This window comes from Streptomyces sp. N35 (genome assembly GCF_016464295.1).
Taxonomy (GTDB): Bacteria; Actinomycetota; Actinomycetes; order Streptomycetales; family Streptomycetaceae; genus Streptomyces.
In genome coordinates this window covers 1-20,107 of sequence record NZ_JAEIMH010000004.1, presented here as the reverse complement: position 1 = coordinate 20,107, position 20,107 = coordinate 1, and the positions used below count along the sequence as shown (strand labels likewise).

Annotated in this window: 16 protein-coding genes; 2 read left to right on the top strand and 14 right to left on the bottom strand. The window is 71.1% G+C overall.

Annotated elements, in window-relative coordinates; all coding sequences use genetic code 11:
- Window positions 1–94 precede the first annotated feature (94 nt).
- Window positions 95–535, bottom strand: coding sequence for a RodZ family helix-turn-helix domain-containing protein (locus JAO81_RS02860; RefSeq protein WP_199546122.1), 441 nt, complete (start codon window positions 533–535; stop codon window positions 95–97).
- A gap of 90 nt (window positions 536–625) precedes the next feature.
- Window positions 626–964, bottom strand: coding sequence for a helix-turn-helix domain-containing protein (locus JAO81_RS02855; RefSeq protein WP_199546121.1), 339 nt, complete (start codon window positions 962–964; stop codon window positions 626–628).
- 173 nt (window positions 965–1,137) lie between these two features.
- Here JAO81_RS02855 and JAO81_RS02850 point away from each other — a divergent pair, with 173 nt between their 5' ends.
- The gene (locus JAO81_RS02850) at window positions 1,138–1,830 is read left to right on the top strand and encodes an ANTAR domain-containing protein (protein ID WP_199546120.1); all 693 of its coding nucleotides are present in this window, start codon (window positions 1,138–1,140) and stop codon (window positions 1,828–1,830) included.
- A 53-nt stretch (window positions 1,831–1,883) separates the two neighbouring features.
- Here JAO81_RS02850 and JAO81_RS02845 read toward each other — a convergent pair whose 3' ends face one another.
- From JAO81_RS02845 to JAO81_RS02815, 7 genes are all read right to left on the bottom strand, one after another.
- Window positions 1,884–2,717, bottom strand: a complete 834-nt coding sequence (locus tag JAO81_RS02845) for an aldo/keto reductase (protein WP_199546119.1) — start codon at window positions 2,715–2,717, stop codon at window positions 1,884–1,886.
- A gap of 245 nt (window positions 2,718–2,962) precedes the next feature.
- Window positions 2,963–3,745, bottom strand: coding sequence for an ABC transporter ATP-binding protein (locus JAO81_RS02840; RefSeq protein ID WP_199546118.1), 783 nt, complete (start codon window positions 3,743–3,745; stop codon window positions 2,963–2,965).
- Window positions 3,742–6,648 (bottom strand): ATP-binding cassette domain-containing protein, encoded by a 2,907-nt coding sequence (locus JAO81_RS02835; RefSeq protein WP_233414858.1) that lies wholly within the window; start codon window positions 6,646–6,648, stop codon window positions 3,742–3,744. Before JAO81_RS02835 ends, JAO81_RS02840 begins: the two co-directional genes overlap by 4 nt.
- 12 nt (window positions 6,649–6,660) lie before the next feature.
- The gene (locus tag JAO81_RS02830; RefSeq protein ID WP_233414857.1) at window positions 6,661–7,953 is read right to left on the bottom strand and encodes an ABC transporter substrate-binding protein; all 1,293 of its coding nucleotides are present in this window, start codon (window positions 7,951–7,953) and stop codon (window positions 6,661–6,663) included.
- Window positions 7,954–8,065: 112 nt separating this feature from the next.
- Entirely contained in the window at window positions 8,066–9,892 is a 1,827-nt protein-coding gene (locus JAO81_RS02825; protein WP_199546116.1) for a long-chain fatty acid--CoA ligase, read from the bottom strand.
- Window positions 9,893–10,097: 205 nt separating this feature from the next.
- Window positions 10,098–10,571, bottom strand: coding sequence for a hypothetical protein (locus JAO81_RS02820; RefSeq protein ID WP_199546115.1), 474 nt, complete (start codon window positions 10,569–10,571; stop codon window positions 10,098–10,100).
- A gap of 96 nt (window positions 10,572–10,667) precedes the next feature.
- The gene (locus JAO81_RS02815) at window positions 10,668–11,156 is read right to left on the bottom strand and encodes a hypothetical protein (protein ID WP_199546114.1); all 489 of its coding nucleotides are present in this window, start codon (window positions 11,154–11,156) and stop codon (window positions 10,668–10,670) included.
- Window positions 11,157–11,206: 50 nt separating this feature from the next.
- Between JAO81_RS02815 and JAO81_RS02810 the strand changes: the two genes are divergently transcribed.
- Entirely contained in the window at window positions 11,207–12,157 is a 951-nt protein-coding gene (locus JAO81_RS02810; protein ID WP_199546113.1) for a YafY family protein, read from the top strand.
- Between the two features lie 82 nt (window positions 12,158–12,239).
- Here the strand turns inward: JAO81_RS02810 and JAO81_RS02805 are convergent, their stop codons facing one another.
- The 5 genes from JAO81_RS02805 to dhbC are packed head-to-tail and all read right to left on the bottom strand — an operon-like array spanning window position 12,240 to window position 19,941.
- The gene (locus tag JAO81_RS02805; RefSeq protein WP_199546112.1) at window positions 12,240–16,181 is read right to left on the bottom strand and encodes a non-ribosomal peptide synthetase; all 3,942 of its coding nucleotides are present in this window, start codon (window positions 16,179–16,181) and stop codon (window positions 12,240–12,242) included.
- Window positions 16,178–16,408: a phosphopantetheine-binding protein gene (locus tag JAO81_RS02800; RefSeq protein ID WP_165334540.1), complete on the bottom strand. Its 231-nt coding sequence runs from the start codon at window positions 16,406–16,408 to the stop codon at window positions 16,178–16,180. The genes JAO81_RS02805 and JAO81_RS02800 overlap by 4 nt, the downstream gene beginning before the upstream one ends.
- Window positions 16,409–16,414: 6 nt before the next feature.
- Window positions 16,415–17,074 (bottom strand): isochorismatase family protein, encoded by a 660-nt coding sequence (locus JAO81_RS02795; RefSeq protein ID WP_199546111.1) that lies wholly within the window; start codon window positions 17,072–17,074, stop codon window positions 16,415–16,417.
- Window positions 17,075–17,104: 30 nt separating this feature from the next.
- Entirely contained in the window at window positions 17,105–18,739 is a 1,635-nt protein-coding gene (locus JAO81_RS02790; protein ID WP_199546110.1) for a (2,3-dihydroxybenzoyl)adenylate synthase, read from the bottom strand.
- A complete protein-coding gene (gene dhbC, locus JAO81_RS02785; RefSeq protein WP_199546280.1) occupies window positions 18,736–19,941 on the bottom strand; it encodes an isochorismate synthase DhbC in 1,206 nt (401 codons plus the stop codon). The genes JAO81_RS02790 and dhbC overlap by 4 nt, the downstream gene beginning before the upstream one ends.
- Window positions 19,942–20,107: the final 166 nt, after the last annotated feature.

The window sequence follows — 20,107 nt, the reverse complement described above, 5'->3', positions numbered from 1 at the left end:
GGGGGGGGGGGGGCCGGGGGCCCGGCCCGGCGGCCCCGGGACCCGCGGGCGGGTGGGGGCGCCCGGACCCGCCCGCACCCCAGGCGGGGCGAGGTCAGGCCGCGAGCCGGACCTCGCCCCGACTCAGTGCGGAGGGCCCGGCCGAGGCCTGCGCGGGCGCGAACGAGGAGACGCTCGTCGAAGCCTGTGCCGGTGCGACCGAGGTGAGGGCGCCGACCTTGATGAGCTCGCCCTGCACGCGCCCGAGCAGCTCGACGAGGGTGAGTCCGAGGGCGCGGGCCGCGGCGGCGAGCACCTCGGACGAGGCCTCCTTGCGGCCGCGTTCGACCTCGGAGAGGTACGGCATCGAGATCCGCGCCTCGTCCGCGACGTCCTTCAACGTCCGCTCCTGCGCGAGCCGTTCACTGCGCAGAACGTCGCCGACCAGGTCGCGCCAGAGCGGTTCCCTGGCCGGTGCGGCCTGCGGCGCCGGCCGCCCGCCGGGCCTCAGCTGGATGACACGGGCGTCTTTGGTCGCGTTCTCGTGGCTGCTCACCACTCCAGCGTAGGAGGCAAGCGCGGCGCAGGTGTGCCGGAACGTTCTGCTGTCGGCAGAGCGGCCGCCCAGAAGGGGACGTATCGCGACCTACCGGGTGCGGGCCTGCTCCGGCTGCTGGCTGCGCTCCTCGTCGTGCTGGGCCAGGATCGCGAGCAGCGTGGCCACCGTCACCCCGGCCTCGGCCGGGTGCCGCAGCGAGATGTCCGACTCGATCCGGTAGGTGTTGGTGCGCCCCTGGCGGGTGTGGGAGAGGTATCCCCCCGCTTCGAGGTCGGCGATGATCCGTTGGACGGCGCGCTCCGTGAGTCTGCAGTGTGCGGCGATGTCACGGATGCGGGCGGAGGGATCGCCTGCGATCACGGCAAGCACCCGGGCGTGGTTGGTGAGGAAGGTCCAGCCCGTGTGTGGTTCAGGTACAGCTCCCATCCCCCCAGCATAGGACGTTGCTTTCGCGCATTCCAACAGGCGTAACAAGATTGGCGAATTTAAATAGACGAAATCAGTTTCGTGCATCGCTTGACGGGTGAAGCTGTGACAGCGAGTCTTGGACCGGGGTGGAAACCACCTGTGCGCAGGAAGAGCACCAGGGAGTCAACGTCATGCCAGAGCAGGCGACTTCGTCACCCGGCGGCACTCGGCCGCTGGAGCTCGGGGTGCACGCCGTCGGCGACCGCTGGCTGGTCGTGGTCGGCGGGGATATCGATGTGCACGCCGCGCCCCTGCTGCACGGAACGCTGCGCGAGGCCCTCGGCCGTACGCGAGACGGCATCGAGCTCGACCTGAGCAAGGTGGAGTTCTGCGACTGTTCGGGGCTCAACGCCTTGCTGCGGATGCGTCAGCAGGCGCTGGACAGCGGCAAGACCATCTCCGTACGGGCCGTGAGTACGGCCATGGGGCGGCTGCTCGACGTCACGCACACCCGGCCGCTGTTCATGTCCTCCGACGGAGCGCTGCCCGCGGGCGAGGAGGCGAGCGCCGCGGAGGACGCGCCGCCAGGGGGCCTGCCGGTGGACGCGGCGCAGGACCTGTTCCTCGAAGTGGTCCAGCTCCGGCGGGCGATGGAGACACGGCCGGCCATCGACATGGCCCGCGGAGTCCTGATGGCGTCCTTCGCGCTGACTCCGGAGGACGCGTGGAGGGTGCTCGTCGAGGTGTCGCAGCGCAGCAACACCAAACTGCACCGTCTGGCCCAGGACTTGGTGGACTCGGTCATGGGCGGCGCGCTGCCCCCGGACGTACGGCAGCTGCTGGCCGCGGCGGTCGCGGGTCACACCGCCGAGCACTCGGCCTGAGCCGCCGCCCGTACGCAACGGGCGACGGCTCGGGCCGGGCGGACAGGGCGGGATCAGGCCACGTCGAAGACGGCCGGGTCCGGGCCCAGGCGCTTGCCCTCGTTGAGGGCCGCGAGCGCGGTGAGGTCCTCGGCGTCGAGCTCGAAGTCGAAGACGTCGATGTTCTCGGCGATGCGCGAGGGGGTGACGGACTTCGGGATCACCACGTTGCCGACCTGCAGGTGCCAGCGCAGGACGATCTGCGCCGGGGTGCGGCCGTGCTTCTGGGCGATCGCGACGATCGTCGGGACGTCGAGCAGGCCCTTGCCCGAGCCGAGCGGCGACCAGGCCTCGGTGGCGATGGCGTGCTTGGCGTGCAAGGCGCGCAGCTCGGCCTGCTGCAGCTGCGGGTGCAGCTCGATCTGGTTGATCACCGGCACGACGGAGGTCTCGCCGAGCAGGCGCTCCATGGTCTCGACGGTGAAGTTCGAGACGCCGATGGCCTTGGCGCGGCCGGACTCGTAGATCTTCTCGAAGGCCTTGTACGTGTCCACGTACAGGTCCTTCGAGGGCAGCGGCCAGTGGATGAGGTACAGGTCGACGTAGTCGAGGCCGAGCTTGGCCAGCGAGGTGTCGAACGCGCGCAGCGTCGAGTCGTGGCCCTGCTCGGAGTTCCAGAGCTTGGTGGTGACGAAGAGCTCCTCGCGGGCGATCCCGGAGGCGGCGAGCGCCTTGCCGGTGCCCTCCTCGTTGCCGTAGACGGCGGCGGTGTCGATGCTGCGGTACCCGGCCTCCAGGGCGGTGGCGACGGCCTGGGTGGCCTCCGCGTCCGGCACCTGCCAGACGCCGAAACCGAGCTGCGGCATCGCGACGCCGTTGTTGAGGGTGATGGTGGGGACCTTGCTCACGAGCTCTCGATCCTTACGTGGTGGGGTGGTACGTCCCGCTTCAACGGGGGCGGGGCGCGATCCATTCCGTCGGCGGTCGATTTTGTTCACCTTCGACCCTAACGGTCGGAGCGGTTGACCGCGTCCGGTCAGGGAGGGGGCGGGGCGGGCGCGGGCTGGTTGCGCCTGCGGCGGGCTCTTCTCCCCGCCCCGCCCCTTCCCGAAACCGGGGGCTCCGCCCCCGGACCCCCTTCGGTCGGATCTCCTCAAACGCCGGAGGGGCTGTAGCCGAGATACGCCTCCCGCACCTTCGGATCCGCCCGGACCTTGGCCGCCGGCCCCTCCGCCAGGACCGAACCCAGGTCGAGGACGACGACGCGGGCGCAGAGTTCCATGACGAAGGCCACGTTGTGCTCGACCAGGAGGACCGCGCAGCCCTCCTCGTTCGCCAAGTGGCGGATCACGGCGGACAGTTGGGCCCGCTCCTCGGCCGTCATGCCCGAGGCCGGCTCGTCCAGGAGCAGGACGCGCGGCGGGTCGGCCAGCGCACGGGCCAGTTCGACCATGCGCGCGCGGCCGACGGGCAGGGCGCCCGCGTAGTCCTCGGCGAGGTGCTCGAGGCCGCAGGAGCGCAGGACCTCCGCGGCCCGCACCCGGCGCGTGGCCTCCCGGCCGCGGCGGGTCGGCGAGGACAGCAGGTCGGCGGCGAGGCCGCCCCCTCCGCCGCGCCACTCCTGGGCCACCACCAGGTTGTCCGCCACCGTGAGCTGGCCGAACAGCTGCTGGCGCTGGAACGTACGGCGCATCCCGTGCCGCGCCCGCCAGACCGGGGAGCGGCGCGTGATGTCCGTACCGTCCAGGAGCACCCGGCCGCTGTCGGGCCTGCGGATGCCGGAGACCACGTCGAACAGCGTGGTCTTGCCCGCGCCGTTCGGACCGATCAGACCGCAGACCTCGCCCGGCGCGACACCGAGCGAGACGTCGGTGAGGGCCTTGATCCCGCCGAAGCGGACCCCGATACCGGAGGCCTCGAGGAGATACCTGCTCATGGCTGTGCCACCTCCTCCTCGTCGGATGACGCTGCGGGTGAGGACTCGGGTGAGCGCTCACGTGGGCGCTCGGGTGAGGCTTCGCGTGAATCCCCGGCGGGCGGCTCCGGCGAGCTCACGGCCCCAGGCTTCGGCGAGCTTTCGGCTCCGGGCTCCGGCGAGCTCACGGCCCCAGGCTCCGCCGAGCTCTCGGCTCCGGGCTCCGGCGGGCTCTCGCCGGATGCCTGGGCCGGCACCGCGCCGTTCTTCGCCCCCGCGATCCCCAGATACGCCTCCGTGAGCCGGTCGGTCTGGACCTCCGAGCGCGGGCCGCACCAGGTCACCTTGCCCTGGGACAGATACGCCACCGTGTCCGCGACGCCCAGGATCTCCGCCGCCTTCTCCTCCACGAGCAGCAACGCCGTTCCCGCGTCCCGCAGTTCGGTCAGCAGCCGGAACACCTCGTCCACGATCCGCGGTGCAAGACCGAGTGATGGTTCGTCGGCGATCAGGACCTTCGGCGGATCCTGGAGCAGCGGCGCGAGCGCCAGCATCTGCTGTTCACCGCCGGACAGCGAACCCGCCGTCACCTTGCGCCGCTCCGCCAGCGAAGGGAACCGTGCGTAGACCTCGTCCCGTGCCTCACGGGACGGCAGATGCAGCGCCAGGTTCTCCTCGATGGTGAGGGAGGGGAAGATGCCCCGCCCCTCGGGCGCCAGGACCACACCGGCCCGCGCCCGCCGCACCGCGCCGTGCCGCGTGGCGTCGTGCCCGGACACGTACACCGTGCCGCCCTGCGCGGACAGCAGCCCGGCCGCGACCTTGCATGCGGTCGACTTCCCGGCGCCGTTGGGGCCGAGCAGCGCGAGGATCTCGCCGGAGCGGACCGTGAGGTCGACCCCGGTCAGGACAGGGGCGCCGTCGTAGCCCGCCCGTACCCCGCGCAGTTCGAGGGCCGCGCCCTCGGGCGGCGGTCCGGCCTCCGCCGTGGCCACGGCATCGGGCGTGTGTGCCACCGCCGCCTTGCGCCGGTGCCGCCGTACGGACGCCGCCGCCGCGTATCCGTCCGGATCGTTGGCGAGCGCCAGGCCCGCAAGACCGAACAGGATCACCGGCAGATGCGTGGACTCGGTGACGTAGTCCGAGATCAGCGGCGGCATGATCGCGAAGACCAGACCGGCCACGACGGCGAACTGCGGCCTGCGCACCCCGGCCGCGACCACCACCGCGAGCCAGATCAGACCGGTCATCGCGGTGAAGTCGGTGGCGGTGATGCGGGTCTGGAACGACGCGTACATCACGCCGCCGAACCCCGCGAGCCCTGCCGAGAGCGTGAACAGCATCAGTTTCGTACGGATCACGGAGACGCCCGAGGCCATGGCCGCCGCCGGAGCCGAACGGACAGCGAGCATCGCGCGCCCGGAGGGCGAGTTCCGCAGGGCGCTGACCGCCGCGACGGCCGCCACCACGAGGACCACCATGGCGACGCCCATCGCGCGGTCGTCGGTGAGGTCGACGGGTCCGAAGACCGGGCGGGGGATCTCCCAGCCCGTGTCACCGTTCCTCAACCAGCCCATCTGGAACAGGACTTGGTCCGCCAGGAACGCCAGCGCCAGCGTCGCGAGCGCGAGGGAACGGCCGCCGAGCCGCAGCGCGGGCAGTGCGACCAGCGCTCCGAGGACCGCCGCCACACAGGTGCCCACCACCGCGGCGCCGATGAACGGCCAGCCGTGGCTCATCAGCAGACCCGCCACCATCGCGGCCCCGGTGACGAAGGTCGCCTGGGCCAGGGACACCATCGCCCCGAGCCCGGTGACCACGGTGAACGAGATGAACACCAGGGAGATCGCCAGGCCTTGGGCGAGGATGCCGCTCCAGAACGGAGTGGTCACGGTGTAGAACGCGAGCGCCAGGAGCACCGCCCCCGCCGTCCACGGCCCCCACTTGCGTACCCACGACTTGCCCGCCAGATAGTCGATCGGCGGGGCGTCCACGGCGGCCGTGCCCGCGGTGCGCTGCCGCCTGGTCATGATCAGCAGCCCCGCGAACAGGATCAGGAACGGCACCGCGGTACGGAAGCCGGTGATGTCGTCCGCGAACGAGGCGTAGCCCGCGACCAGGTTCTGCAGCACGCCGAGGGCGAGGCCGCCCGCGAAGGCCAGCGGTACGGACATGAAGCGCCCGAGCACCGCGGCCGTCGCGGAGACGAACAGGAAGAGCGTGAAGTCGTGCGAGGACAGGCCGAGCAGCGGAGTGGCGAGCACGCCCGCGAGCCCGGCGAGCCCCGACGACAGCATCCACGCGAGCGAGGAGAGCCGGTCCGCGCTGATGCCGCGCAGTTCGACCAGGGAGCGGTTGTCCACGGACGCGCGGAGCTTGAGCCCGAGCGGTGTGTGCCGCATCAGGATCCACAGGCCCACCGCGACAACCGCCGTCGTCACCCAGGTGATCAGCTGGTCCGAGTCGATGCCGACGCCGTCCATCAGCTGCCACGAGGTCGCGGGTGAGGGCCCGACGCCCGGAAGCCCGAACTGGTTCTCCGCGGGCTTCACCGAAGCGCCCGCGTCCTCCAACAGCTCGACGACCCACAGGCCCAGCGCGGGCAGCGCGACGAGCAGACCGATCGTGGCGACGATCTGCGCCGTCTCGCCGACCCGCGCCAGTTTGCGGAACATCAGCCGGTCGAGCGCCCAGCCGAGCCCCGGCGCGATCACGAACACGATGAGCACCGCGGTGGGTATCGCCGGCCAGCCGAAGCCCGAGTGCAGCTCGTAGAAGCCGAGCGCGCACAGGTAAGCGGTGGCGCCGTGGGCGAAGTTGAAGAGTCCGGAGGCCGAATAGGACAGGACGAGTCCGGTCGCGAGCAGGGCGTACAGGGCGCCCGAGACCAGACCGCTCAGCACGAAGCCAAGAAGGTCAGCCATGGCGGTGGCCCCCTACTTGAACGGGATCGGTTCGTAGCACTTGAAGGGCGACGACACCTCGTACTTGCCGTCCTTCAGCTGCACGAGAGCGCCGCAGCCGAAGGCTTCCTTCAGTCCCTTGGGTCCCGAGCGGTCACCGACCATGGTGCCGGTGTCGGAGTAGCCCGCCGCGGCCTTCTGGAAGGAGTCCACGGTCAGGTCCTTGCCCGCCTTCTCGGCGATCGACAGGAAGTAGTCGGCGGACATGTACCCGGTCATCATGTGCATGTTGAGCGGCACATCCTTGCCCGCGGCCTTCTTGATGTCCTCCTTGAACTGGTTCATCTGCTCGCTGTCCGACTCGAACGGCTCGAAGGAGAGCAGCACATGGACCCCGTCGAGCGCCTGCGCTGTGGTCTTCTTGGCGAGCAGCCCGGGGTCGTAGTCGGTCGGGTCGGTGAGCACACCCTTGTAGCCGGAGCGCTTGAGCGCGGTGAACAGGCCGATGTTGTACGGGGTCTGCATCACGGAGACGACCACGTCGGGAGCCTTGCCGCCGTTGGAGCGCAGGATCTCCTTGGTGTACGCGGACCAGTCGCTCGGCGCCGAGGTGGCGGGCACGGTGGCCTTGGCGTAGGCGACATCGAACCCGGCCGCAGCGAAGCCCTGCTGGTAGGTGCGGATACCGAACTTGCCCGCGTCGTTGTCATTGGCGATCACCGCCACCGACTTGCCCTTCGCGCCGCCGAGCACATGCGCGAGACCCTCGGGCCAGGACTGGGTGATGACGCCGCCCGGCATGGGCACGAGGCAGCCGTTGAAGCCGAAGATGTACTGCTTGCCGCAGAACTGCGGGATCGTGCCCCAGCCGAAGGTGGGCACCTTCTCCTTCTCCAGGAAGTCGCCGCCCGAGAAGGTCACCGAGCTCATCGGCGAGACCGCGAACACCTTCTCCTGCTGCACGAGTTTGCGGGCCGCCGACATGTTCTTGCCCGGGTCCTGGCCGTCGTCCTCGGCCCCGATGTAGTCGATCTTGCGGCCGTTGATCCCGCCCTCCGCGTTGGCGCGGTCGTAGCGGGCCTTGGCGCCCAGGTCGGTGTCCTTCTTGCTGTAGCCGCTCGCGGTGGTCATGGAGACGATGCCGCCGACCTTGATCGAGTCGTCGGTCACTCCCCGTACCGAACCGCCCTTGCCCGGATTGTCCGAGCCGTCGGCTGAGTTGGAAGCTGAGTTGCATGCAGTGGCGAGCAGCAGCGCTGCCGACGCTGCTGCGATGGCGCGGAACGATCGCAACACGGCCCTGTCCCTCCGTCGAAGTCTCCGCATTCTGTGGGGGACCTGATGAACCGTCAATAAGTGACGCATCGCCAATTGATGACCCGTCAGAAAACTGACTCGGGCGTATCCGCGGGCCGCTCAAGTGCGGTCCCGGAGTACCTCAGCTGCTGTAGAGCGCCTCGACCTCGGCGGAGTAGGCCTGCTCAATGGCCTTGCGCTTGAGCTTAAGGGACGGCGTGAGCAGCCCGTGCTCCTCGGAGAACTGGTGCGCCAGTATGCGGAACGTACGAATGGATTCGGCCTGCGAGACCATGGTGTTGGCGGCCACGACGGCGCGCCGCACCTCCATCTCGAGATCCGGGTCCCGTACGAGATCGGCCGGTTCGAGGGAGGTCTTGCCGCGCATGTTCAGCCAGTGCTCGACGGCGTCGGAGTCCAGCGTGACCAGGGCGGCGATATACGGCTTGTCGTTGCCGACCACGATGCACTGCGCGACCAGCGGGTGGTCCCGTACCCGCTCCTCGAGCTGCGAGGGCGAGACGGACTTGCCGCCGGAGGTCACCAGGATCTCCTTCTTGCGCCCGGTGATCGTGAGATATCCGTCCTCGTCCAGGGCGCCGATGTCCCCGGTGGCGAGCCAGCCGTCGTGCAGGACCGCGTCGGTCGCCTTGGGGTCGCCGAGATAGCCCTGGAAGACATGGCTGCCGTGCAGCCAGATCTCACCGTCGTCCGCGATGTGCACGGTCGTACCCGGCAGCGGCAGCCCGACGGTGCCGAAACGGGTGCGCTCGGGCGGGTTGGCGGTCGCGGCGGCGGTGGTCTCGGTGAGGCCGTACCCCTCGTAGATATGGACGCCCGCGCCCGCGTAGAAGAGGCCGAGCCTGCGGTCCATGCCCGAACCGCCCGACATGGCGTGCCGTACCCGTCCGCCCATGGCCTCGCGGACCTTGGAGTAGACGAGCTTCTCGAAGAGGCTGTGCTGCATCCGCAGCGCGGCCGAAGGGCCGGGCCCGGTGCCGAAGGCCTTGTGCTCCTGGGCCTCGGCGTACTTCACCGCACAGTCCACCGCCTTCTCGAACGGGCCGAGTTTTCCGCCCAGTTCGGCCTTGCGGCGCGCCGCGTGGAAGATCTTCTCGAAGATGTACGGAACGGCCAGGAAGAACGTGGGCCGGAACTCCGCCAGATCGGGAAGCAGCGCCGCCGCGCTCAGTTCGGGCTGATGACCGAACCTGACCTTCGCCCGCACGGCGGCGACCTGCACCATCCGCCCGAAGACATGCGCGAGCGGAAGGAACAGGAGCGTCGAGGGCTCGTCGCCCGGCTTCGTGTGGAACACGGGCTCCCAGCGGGCGGCGATGGTGTCGCACTCCCACATGAGGTTGGCGTGGGTGATGACGCAGCCCTTGGGGCGGCCGGTGGTGCCCGAGGTGTAGATGAGGGTGGCGACCGAGTCGGGCATCACCGCGCGGCGGTGGCGGTGCACGACCTCGTCCTCGATGTGCTCGCCGGCCGTGGTGAGTTCGTCGACCGCTTGCGCGTCGAGCTGCCACAGACGCTCCAGGGCGGGCAGCCGGTCGATCACCGAACCGATGGTCATGGCGTGGTCCTCATGCTCCACGACGCAGGACGAGACCTGTGCGTCGTGCAGCATCCAGAAGACCTGCTCGGCCGAGGAGGTGGGATAGATCGGGACGACCTGGGCGCCGACGGTCCACAGCGCGAAGTCGAAGAGCGTCCACTCGTAGCGCGTACGGGACATGATGGCGACGCGGTCGCCGAACCGTACGCCCTGCGCGAGCAGCCCCTTGGCCAGGGCCAGGACCTCGGCACAGAACTCGGCCGAGGTGACATCCGTCCACTGCCCGTCGGCCTTGCGGCCGAGGGCGATATGCAGCGGGTCCTCCTGGGCATGGTCGAACACCGCGTCCGCCAGGCCGCCCACCGCAGGCGCCGAGGTCGCCAGGGGAGGTGAGGTGAACTCGCGCAAGTGGTTCTCCTTGTGGCGCTCCTTGAATCGCGGTGAACGTACCCCACGCGAAGCCCGGGCGGGAGGGGTCGTTCCGCTCCGGGCCACGTACCGATACGTCCAGGTCAGCCGCTTAAATGGGGCCACAAGGTAGGAGGGTGGGACAGATTACTGACCGCCGGGTAAGTTTCGGTGGCGTAATCTCCACCGAATTTGTACGACGCGGTCACGCCCTCCCCGTCGTCCCGCGCGCGAACTCCATGATCCAGTTGGTGGTCCAGGTGCGGCCGTCGTCGGCGGAGAAGGCCTGCTCCCAGCGGGCGGTGGTCGCGGAGATCCCGGACCAGCGGAAGCGGACCCTCAGGGGCTTGCCCTCGTGGCTGTCGTTCCCGAAGAATTCCCCGGTTCCGTCGTCGCCGAACCGTCCGGTGACCGGCGGATAGAGCTTTCCGCTCCTGCTGTCCGCCCAGTACAGGGACCACTCCTTGGTCTCCTGGTCGAAAAGCCGCAGCGTGAGCCCCGCGTACTCCGGCATCGCGATCTCGTCGAAGTGGGCCGCGCCGCCGAAGTGCGTACTGCCCTCGGTGACGGAGTCGAACTCCTGCCAGCCGGCCGCCCGCGGGTTGAGGAAGTCGAGGGCCTTGCGATGGCGGACGTGCCACCGGCCGGTGAGGAAGTCGAAGTCGTACGAGGTGGACATGCGGATCCTCCGAGGGGGTCATGCGGGCGGTGCGGAAGGGGCGGTCATTCGGGCGGTGCGGAAGGTGTGGTCATTCGAGCGGTGCGGAAGGTGCGGTCATTCGGGCGGTGCGAAGGGTCCGGTGGTGCCGTGCGGCAGGGAATCGGCCAAGTAGCCGTCGAAATCGGGGGAGTCGGGCGCGAGCATGTGGCGCACCCAGGCGTCGCGCTCGTGCGTGAGCGGCGGAAGCTCCCATACGCACCCGATCCAGGGCGATGCGGGCCGGATGAAATGCGCGGGATCGCGGTCCGGGCAGCCGAGTACCGGCTGTCCGGCGGCCGCGCCCGCGAAGTGCAGCACGTTGTCCCAGACCCAGCTGTACGCATTGAGGTACGCGCCGTCGTCCCCGCCCCGGTGCAGCACCACGAAGGTCGCGGGCGGGGTGCTGTCCGGTTCCGGCAGCAGCTCGGGCAGGATCGCGTACGCCGCCTTCTCCACGTCGGGTGCGATCCCCGCCGGGTCGGCGCTGACGTGGTAGCGCTTGATGTGCCGCCCGCCCACCTCTATGGGCGGCGGGGTCCAGAGGTACTTCTCCCTGAAAGCCATGCCTGGACCGTAGAAGCACTTCACTGACATCTTGTGTCAGTGAAGTGCTCATGAAGTCCAGCCGTCTCGTCTCGATCCTGCTGCTCCTGCAGAGCCGCGGTCGGCTCACGGCCGCCCAGCTCGCCGAGGAGCTGGAGGTGTCGGTGCGCACGGTGTACCGGGACGTCGAGGCGCTGCATGCCGCGGGCGTTCCGCTGTACGGGGACGCCGGGCATGCCGGGGGTTATCAGCTGGTCGACGGCTGGCGCACCCGGCTGACCGGTCTGACGACGGGTGAGGCGGAGGCGCTGTTCCTGTCCGCCGTACCGGGCGCCGCCGCCGAGCTCGGTCTCGGCTCCCTGCTCACCGCCGCCCAGCACAAGGTCGAGGCGGCGCTCCCGCCCGAACTGCGCGTCCACAGCGCCCGTATCAAGTCGCGCTTCCATCTGGACGCGCACGGCTGGTACGCGGACGCCGACGAGGTCCCGTACCTCACGGAGGTCGCCCACGCGGTGTGGAACCGTCGCGTGCTGCGGGTCCGCTATCGCCGCTGGAAGGAACCCTCGGAGGTCGAGCGCCGCCTCGAACCGTACGGGCTCGTCCTCAAGGCGGGCCGCTGGTACGTGGTGAGCGGGCCGCGTCCGGTGACGTACCGGGTCGACCAGATCATCGAACTCGCCGATGCGTCCGAGGAGTTCGAGGCGCCGGACGACTTCGACCTCGTGGCGTACTGGCGGCGCTATCAAGAGGACTTCCAGGACCGGCTCCACTCGGGCACGGCCCTGGTACGCCTGACGGATGCGGGCGCGGCCCGCCTCACGGGGAGGCAGGCCGCGGCCCTCGCGGAGAACGGGCGCCCGGACGGCGAGGGCTGGACCCTGGCCGAGCTGCCGGTCGAGTCGGCCGATTTCGCGGTGGGGGAGTTCCTGCGGTTCGGCAGCGATGTCGAGGTTCTCGGACCCGCCTCGTTGCGTGACCGACTGGCCGCTGTCGTACGCACGTTGGCGGACCGCTACGGATAGGCGCCCCTTCCGGACCGCTACGGGGCGGCGCCCCCTCCGGACCGCTGCGGGCCGGCCACGCGCTCGGACTCCTCCCCGCCGCTCACCCGTCCAGCTCCTTGAGCCGGGCGGTCAGGACGGCCGCGATCTCGTCGAGCGGGCGGGACTGGGTCAGTTGCGGATGGAGGCAGTCGATGTCGAGATTGTCGAGGACACCGCTTACATAGGGGCGCCAGGACTCGCGGGTGAGCCAGTCCTCGGCCCGCGGGGCCGCGGCCGTGAAGAACAGGACGTCGCCGTCGAAGACGCGGTGCCGGTGGGCGCGCATCAGACGCGCGTTGTTGATCACGATGTCGACGATCGCGGTGAGCGTGTGATCGCTGAGCCCGGCCAAGGCGCTGCCCTCGCGCCGCAGGGTGTCGAGGACGTCCTCGCGGGTCAGCTCGTCACCACGGTCGTATCCCGCCATCCGCAGCAGCGCGGTGAGCGCGTCGGCCTCGGCCGGGACGGCCTGGTCCTGCCACTGGTCGGACGGGTAGGCGTCCAGGAGCGCCAGCAGGTCGACGTCCTCGCCGGCCTCCTGCAGCCGTACGGCGACGGTGTGCGCGAGGACCCCGCCGACGGACCAGCCGATCAGGCGGTACGGGCCGTGCGGCTGTACCGAGCGGATCAGGTCGGCGTAGTCCGCGGCCATCTCCTCCATGGTGGGCGGGAGTTGCTCGTCGGGGTCGACGAGGCCGCGGGCCTGCAGCCCGTATACCGGCTGGTCGGGGCCGAGCCGGGAGAGCAGCCCGGAGTAGCACCAGCTCATGCCGCCCGCCGGGTGCAGGGCGAACAGCGGGGTGCGGTCCCCGGTGGTCCGCAGCGGCAGGAGCACGCCGAGCGCCTCGTCCGGGGCCGCGCCGGCGCTCCCGTCCCTGCCGAGCCGGCCGGCCAGCGCGGCCGGGGTCGGCGCCTGGAAGAGGCTCCCGATCGCGAGGTCGGAGCCGAGGGCGTCCCGCACCCGTGCCACGAGCCGGGCGGCGAGCAGGGACGTACCGCCGAGGTCGAAGAACGCGTCGTCGACGCCGACCTGTTCGAGCCCGAGGACCTCGGCGAACAGCCGGGTGAGGGTCTCCTCCTGAAGGGTGCTCGGGGGCCGGCCTCCGCCCGCGGTGAGCGCGGGGGCGGGCAGGCCCTTGCGGTCGAGCTTGCCGTTGGGACTGAGCGGAAAGTCGTCGAGGACGAGCACCGTGCCCGGCACCATGTAGTCGGGCAGGGACGTGGCGAGGCGGCCGCGCAGGTCCTCGGGATCCGCCTGCCCGGTGACGTACCCGACGAGTCGCTGATCGCCCGGACGGTCCTCGCGGACCAGGACGCAGGCCCCGGTCACCTCGGCGCAGTCCGCCAACGCGGCCTCGATCTCGCCGAGTTCGATCCGCAGGCCTCGCAGCTTGACCTGGTGGTCGGTGCGGCCGAGGTACTCGACCTCGCCCTTGCCGCTCCAGCGCGCCAGGTCGCCGGTGCGGTACATACGGGCCCCGGGCGCCGCGAAGGGATCCGGGACGAAGCGGTCCGCGGTGAGGTCGGGGCGGCCCAGGTACTCGGTGGCCAACTGCACCCCGGCGAGGAAGAGTTCGCCCACGACGCCGGGCGGGCAGGGCTGGTGGGCCGCGTCGAGGACGTACAGGCGGGTGTTCCAGACGGGCCTGCCGATCGGGACCGGAGCGTCCTTCGCGGCCGACGTGTCGCAGGGGTGGTAGGTGACGTCCACGGCCGCTTCGGTGGGCCCGTACAGGTTGTGCAGCTCCACGCCCGGCAGCCGGCGGCCGAACTCCTGGACGGTGTCGCGGGGCAGTCCCTCGCCGCTGCAGAAGACACGGCGCAGACCCGCCGCGCACGCGGCGCCCGCCGGTTCGGCGAGGAACACCTGGAGCATGGACGGCACGAAGTGGCAGGTGGTGACGGCCTGTTCGCGGATCGTGCGGGCGAGGTAGGCCGGGTCCTTGTGGCCGCCGGGCTCGGCGACCACGAGGGTCGCGCCGACGCGCAGCGCCCAGAAGAACTCCCATACGGAGACGTCGAAGCCGGAGGGGGTCTTCTGCAGGACGCGGTCGCCCGGGCCGATCGGGTACGCGTGCTGCATCCAGCGCAGCCGGTTGTCGATAGCGGCGTGCGGGACGACGACACCCTTGGGGCGGCCCGTGGAGCCCGAGGTGTAGATGACATACGCGGGATGCTGCGGGGTGAGGGCGCGGCAGGGGTCGGTCCCCAAGTGACCGTCCAGGTCCGTCTCGTCGAGGACGACGGCGGGCACCTCGGGACTGGCCGGGAGGCGGCCGCGGGAGTCGACGACGACGCAGGCCGGCCGCGCGTCGTCCAGCATGTACACGAGGCGCTCGGCCGGGTAGTCCGGGTCGAGCGGCAGATAGGCGCCGCCCGCCTTGAGGACCGCGAGCAGGGTGACCACCAGGTCCACGGAGCGGGGCACGGCGACGGCGGCCAGGGTTCCGGGACGCACGCCGAGCGCCTGGAGACGGCGGGCCAGGCGGTTGGCCCGGGTGTTGAGTTCGGCGTACGTCAGCGACTCCTCGCCGAACACGAGGGCGGTCGCGTCCGGGGTGCGGACGGCCTGGGCCTCGATGGGCCCGATGAGCGTCGTGGGCGGGACGTCGCGTGCGGTGTTGTTGAACTCGTCGAGCACCAGCGTGCGTTCGGCCGCTGTCGCAATGCCGTGCGCCGCGAGAGGGGTGTGGGGGTCGGCGGCGGCGATCCGGCCGAGGAGGTCGAGGAAGCGGCGCTGGTGGACGGCGAGTCCGGACTCCTCGTACAGCTCGGGGTTGCCGTCGTAGTCGATACGAAGACCGGTGCCGTCGGCGCGGTCGTAGATGTTGACAGTGAGGTCCTCGACCGGGCCCGCGGAGAGGTTGTGCGCGTCCGTGCGGGCTCCGGCGAAGGTCAGGCCGTAGTCGAAGGGCATGACGTTGACCAGCGGTCCGACCAGGGCGCGGCCCTCGCCGAGCAGGCCGAGGTCGCGGCGGAGGTCCTCGTAGCGGTAGCGCTGGTGGCGCCGGGCGGCGCGGATACCGAGGACCACCTGGCGGGTGAGCTCGGCGAAGGTGGCGCCCGGGGTGACGGTCAGGCGCAGCGGCAGCACGTTCATGACCATGCCGGGGATACGCAGCGCCGCCGAGCCCATGCGGCCCATCATCGGCAGTCCGAGCACGACCTCTTCGGCCCCGGTCGCCCGTGACACGTACAGCGCCTGGGCCGCGATGAGCACCTCGGGCCAGCTGGCGCGGATGCCGGAGGCCAACTCCTTGATCCGGTCGGTGACTTCGGCGTCGATGAGCTCGGTGCGGCGGTGGAAGGTGCGCGAGGGCAGCGCGGTGCGGCCGGCGAGGCTCCGCGCCTCGGGGCGGTCGGCGAAGGCTTCGTTCCAGTGGGCGCGGTCCTTGGCGTACGTGTCCGACGCACGGTAGGCCGTGTCCTCGGCGACGAGTTCGGTCAGACGCCCGAGGCCCCCCGGCCCGGGGCCCTCGCCCCCCGCCATGGCCGTGTAGACCTCGGCGGTGCGGCGGGCGAGCAGCGAATAGCCGAAGCCGTCCATGACGAGGTGGTGGACCCGCTGGTACCAGAGCCACCGCTCGTCGCCGACGCGGAAGAGGGCCTGCGCGAAGAGGGGTCCGGTGGCGAGGTCGAAGGGCACGGCGAGGTCGGCATGCATCCAGGCGCGGGCGGCCGCGTCGGGGTCGCCGGCGGAGCGCAGGTCCTCGACCGTCAGGTTCAGCGGCGCCGGGTCCTCGAGGGGCAACTGCCGTGGCCCGTCCGGGGTTTCGACGACGCGTACGCGCAGGGCGTCCGCCTCGCCCAGCACATGACGGAGCGACCTGGCGAATACGGCCGGGTCGACCGGGCCGTGGATCTCGATGTACTCCGCCGTGTTCTGGGCGGGGCTCGACGGGTCGAGGGCCTGGGCGAACCACATGCCGGACTGTGCGGCGGTGAGCGGGAGTCCGGCGGGCGGGAGTCCGGTCAGCTGGGCGGCTTCGAGTACGGCCGTCATGACGTCACCCCCAGGAGCGGGGCCCAGGCCTCGATGGCGGGCTGCTCGGCGAGGTCGACGAAGGTGGCCTCGACGCCGTGGTCGCGGCGCCAGCGCTCGATGAGGGTCATGATCCGCACCGAGTCAAGGCCGTAGTCGACCAGGTTCTCGTCGACGGGGATATCGGCCGGGTCCTCGCCGAGGGCGTCGGCCACGTCGGCCCGTATGAGATCGACGGTCAGTGCCATGGCGGCTCAGGCCTCCTTCGGTGCGCTGTCGGTGACGGTCCGGGCGAGGACCGACTCGGTCGTGGTGACGACCGCGCACTTGCCGGCCGCCCAGCGCAGGGCCATGTCGTGGTCCTCGCGCGAGAAGTCGGCGACCGCGTCGGCGACGAGGAATGCCTGGACGTCCCGCATCCACGCGTCGCAGGCGGTCATCAGGACACCGATATGGGCATAGACGCCGACGATCACCAATTGGTCGCGGCCCTGCATCTTCATCCGCTCGGCGAGTTCGGTGCGGACGTAGGCGCTGTACTTCCACTTGGTGAGCACGATGTCGCCCGGCTGGGGCGCGACCGGGCCCGCGATCGCCCGGGCCTGCGCGTCGTCCGGCAGACCCGGGCCCCAGAAGTCCTGCTGCAGACCGCGCTCCTGCGGGCTCTGCCCGCCGGGCTGGGCGGAGTAGACGACGGGGATGCCGAGCGTCCGCGCCTCCTTGGTCAACCGGCCTACGTTGGCGAGGAGTTCGGTCACCGGCGACTGGTCCGCGGTGAACGCGCCGAGGAAGTATTTCTGCAGATCGTGCACGAGCAGGACAGCCCGGTCCGGGTCCACGGTCCAGTCGACACGGTTCGCGGGCAGGGTGTCCGCGGTGGGCATGGGGTACGGGGCGATGGCAGGGAGCGCCATGACGTGAAGGCCTTTCAGTGATGCTCTGGGTCAGTGCTGCGCGGCGGCGGTGCGGAGGTCCTTCTTGGAGACCTTGCCGATGCCCGTCTGCGGGAAGGCGGCGACCAGCTCCACCCGGTCGGGGACCTTGTAGGCGGCGAGACCGCGCTCGCGCACGAACTTCTTGACGGCGACGGGCCTCAGGGGCTCGGCGCCCTCGCGGAGAATGACGTACGCGCAGGTCCGCTCGCCCAGGTAGGCGTCGGGGACGGCGACGACGGAGACGTCGTGGACCGAAGGGTGGGCGAGGATGACGTTCTCGACCTCCTCGGGTGCGATCTTCTCGCCGCCGCGGTTGATCTGGTCCTTGGCCCGGCCCTCGACGACAAGATGCCCGGTGGCCGTCATCCGGACGACATCACCGGTCCGGTAGAAGCCGTCCTCGGTGAAGGAGCGGGCGTTGTGCTCGGGGGCCCGCCAGTAGCCGCGGATCGTGTACGGGCCGCGGGTGAGCAGATGGCCGGTCTCACCGGGAGCCAACTCCTGGTCCTCGTCGTCGACGACGAGGATCTCGTCGAGGGGCGAGATGGGCCGGCCCTGGGTGGTGACGATCGTCTCCACGGGGTCGTCCAGGCGGGTGTAGTTGACCAGGCCCTCCGCCATGCCGAAGACCTGCTGCAGGGTGCAGCCGAGCGCCGGGGCGACCCGGCGGGCGGCCTCCTCGCTGAACTTGGCGCCGCCGACGAGCAGGACATCGAGACTGGACAGATCGTGCCGGGTGTCCTGGCCCGCCTCGGTCCAGACGAGGGCAAGCGGCGGCACCAGGCCGGTGATCGTGACCCGCTCCCGCGCGATGAGCGGGAACGCCGTCTCCGGATCCGGGCTCGGACAGAGCACCACCTTGCCACCCGCGTACAGCGCGCCGAGCGAACCCGGGGAACTGAGCGGGAAGTTGTGGGCGGCGGGCAGCACGACCAGATAGACGGAGTCCTCGTCGACCGCGCAGATCTCGTTGGAGCCCCACAGCGAGTACAGGTAGTCGTCGTGGGTCCGCGGGATGAGCTTGGGCACGCCCGTCGAACCTCCCGAGAGCTGGAGGAACGCCAGGTCGGAGGGGACCGGCTCGGGGTACGCGACCGCGTCGGCGTCGAGCGGGACGTCCGCGAGGCGGGTGTGCCCGCCCGGCTCGCCGACCACGAACACCTCCTTGAGCGTGGGTACTTCGGACCGTACGCGCGTGGCGAGCTCGCGGTGGTCGAAGCCGGCCGCGACATCGGGGATCACGTACGCGACGGCCTCGGTGAACGCGCAGAAGTAGCGGATCTCCGTGTCGCGGTGAGCGGGCAGCGCGAACACCGGCAGGGCGCCGATCCGGAAGAGCGCGAAGATGACCTCGAAGAACTCGGCCACATTGGGGAGTTGGACCACGACACGGTCACCCTTGCCGATGCCCCTCGACACGAACCCGGCGGCCAGCCGCCGGGCGCGCTCGTCGAGTTCGCCGTACGTCCAGCGCCGGCCGCCCGCGGGGTCGACGACGGCGACCCGGCCGGGGTGCGCGGCCGCCCGTTCCTGGAGCATCCGGCCGAAGGTCTCGCCGCGCCAGTAGCCGGCGGCCCGGTAGCGCTCGGCGAAGTCCTCGGGCCACAAAGGCGCGTCAGGGCCGCGTGTCCCGGGGTCGCTCACTGGTCGACCCCCACCGCGTGCAGGAAGGTGCCGAACTTGGCACCCGTCTCGGCGGTCTCGGCCCCCGGCGACGAGTCGGCGACGACACCCGCGCCCGCGTACAGGCGCAGGCTCCGCTCCTCGGCCTCGGCGCAGCGGATGGTGACGACCCACTCGCCGTCACCGTTGGAGTCGCCCCAGCCGACCATGCCCGTGTACAGGCCCCGGTCGAAGGGTTCGAGCTCGGCGATGACCTCGCGCGCGGCCGGCGTGGGAGTGCCGCACACGGCCGGGGTCGGATGCAGGGCGCAGGCCAACTCCAGGGCGGATGTGCTGGGTTGGGACAGGGTGCCGGTGACCGTGGTCGACAGGTGCCACATGGTGGCGGTGTGCACGAGGGTGGGCTGCTCGGGCACCACGAGCTCCGTGCAGTACGGGGCGAGCGCCTCGCGTACCGCGTCCACCACGACCGCGTGCTCGTGCAGATCCTTGGCGGACTCCAGGAGCGCGGCGGCGCGGCGTACGTCCTCGGCCAGGTCGTCGCTGCGCGGTGTGGACCCGGCGAGCGGATTGGCGACGAGCCGGCCGCCGGACCGGGAGACGAGCAGCTCGGGGCTCGCGCCGAGCAGGGTGCGGCCCGGGCCCGAGGGCACGGCGAAGGTGTAGCCGCCGGGGTCGCGGCGGGCCAGGCGCTGCAGCATGGCCGGGATGTCGAGCGGCCGGGGCGAACCGAGTTCGAGGGTGCGCGCGAGGACGACCTTGCTGAACTCCCGCGCCCGCATGCGCCGGACGGCCTCGGCCACCGCCGCGGCGTAGGTGTCCGCGGAGGGCACCTGGCGTACGTCCCAGTCGGCCCTCGCGGGCGGCGCGGCCGGGATGCCGACCAGCGGGTCCGTACGCAGCGCGGGCGCCCAGCGGACGGCCTCCGGCACGGCGAGCACGGCGGGCGCGTCATGGTCGAACGGCACCGCCCCGATCACGACGGGGGCGCGGTTGCCGGCCCGCAGCTGGGCGTCGAGTGTCGCGGCGACCCGCTGCGGCAACGGCCTTTCGTCATGCGGCACTTCGGCGCGTACCCCGTGGGCGAGCAAGGTCCGGGTGGGTGAGGCGAAGAACCGGGTGGCGCCCGGGCGGTAGGCGTCCAGGAGGGCGGTGGCGGCACCTACGGATCCGGCGTCGGGGGCGGGTCGGGCTTCGGTGGTGGTGAACTGCCCTGATGGCAGGGGCTGTTCGGACGCCTCGGCGGCCGTCGCGGGTGCGTCGTGGGGAGTGGTCGCGTCGTGGCGAGCGGCCGCGTCGTGGCGAGTGGTCGCGTCGTGGCGAGCGGCCGCGACGGATATGGCCGGCGCTTCGTGAGCCGTGGTCACCAGGGACTCCAATCGTGGGGGG

What these genes read in the sequence shown, in the direction of transcription:
- JAO81_RS02855 (WP_199546121.1), bottom strand. Translation starts at nt 964, where the DNA reads ATGGGAGCTGTACCTGAACCACACACGGGCTGGACCTTCCTCACCAAC.
- JAO81_RS02850 (WP_199546120.1), top strand. Translation starts at nt 1,138, where the DNA reads ATGCCAGAGCAGGCGACTTCGTCACCCGGCGGCACTCGGCCGCTGGAG.
- JAO81_RS02840 (WP_199546118.1), bottom strand. Translation starts at nt 3,745, where the DNA reads ATGAGCAGGTATCTCCTCGAGGCCTCCGGTATCGGGGTCCGCTTCGGC.
- JAO81_RS02835 (WP_233414858.1), bottom strand. Translation starts at nt 6,648, where the DNA reads ATGGCTGACCTTCTTGGCTTCGTGCTGAGCGGTCTGGTCTCGGGCGCC.
- JAO81_RS02830 (WP_233414857.1), bottom strand. Translation starts at nt 7,953, where the DNA reads ATGCGGAGACTTCGACGGAGGGACAGGGCCGTGTTGCGATCGTTCCGC.
- JAO81_RS02820 (WP_199546115.1), bottom strand. Translation starts at nt 10,571, where the DNA reads ATGTCCACCTCGTACGACTTCGACTTCCTCACCGGCCGGTGGCACGTC.
- JAO81_RS02815 (WP_199546114.1), bottom strand. Translation starts at nt 11,156, where the DNA reads ATGGCTTTCAGGGAGAAGTACCTCTGGACCCCGCCGCCCATAGAGGTG.
- JAO81_RS02810 (WP_199546113.1), top strand. Translation starts at nt 11,207, where the DNA reads ATGAAGTCCAGCCGTCTCGTCTCGATCCTGCTGCTCCTGCAGAGCCGC.
- JAO81_RS02805 (WP_199546112.1), bottom strand. Translation starts at nt 16,181, where the DNA reads ATGACGGCCGTACTCGAAGCCGCCCAGCTGACCGGACTCCCGCCCGCC.
- JAO81_RS02800 (WP_165334540.1), bottom strand. Translation starts at nt 16,408, where the DNA reads ATGGCACTGACCGTCGATCTCATACGGGCCGACGTGGCCGACGCCCTC.
- JAO81_RS02795 (WP_199546111.1), bottom strand. Translation starts at nt 17,074, where the DNA reads ATGGCGCTCCCTGCCATCGCCCCGTACCCCATGCCCACCGCGGACACC.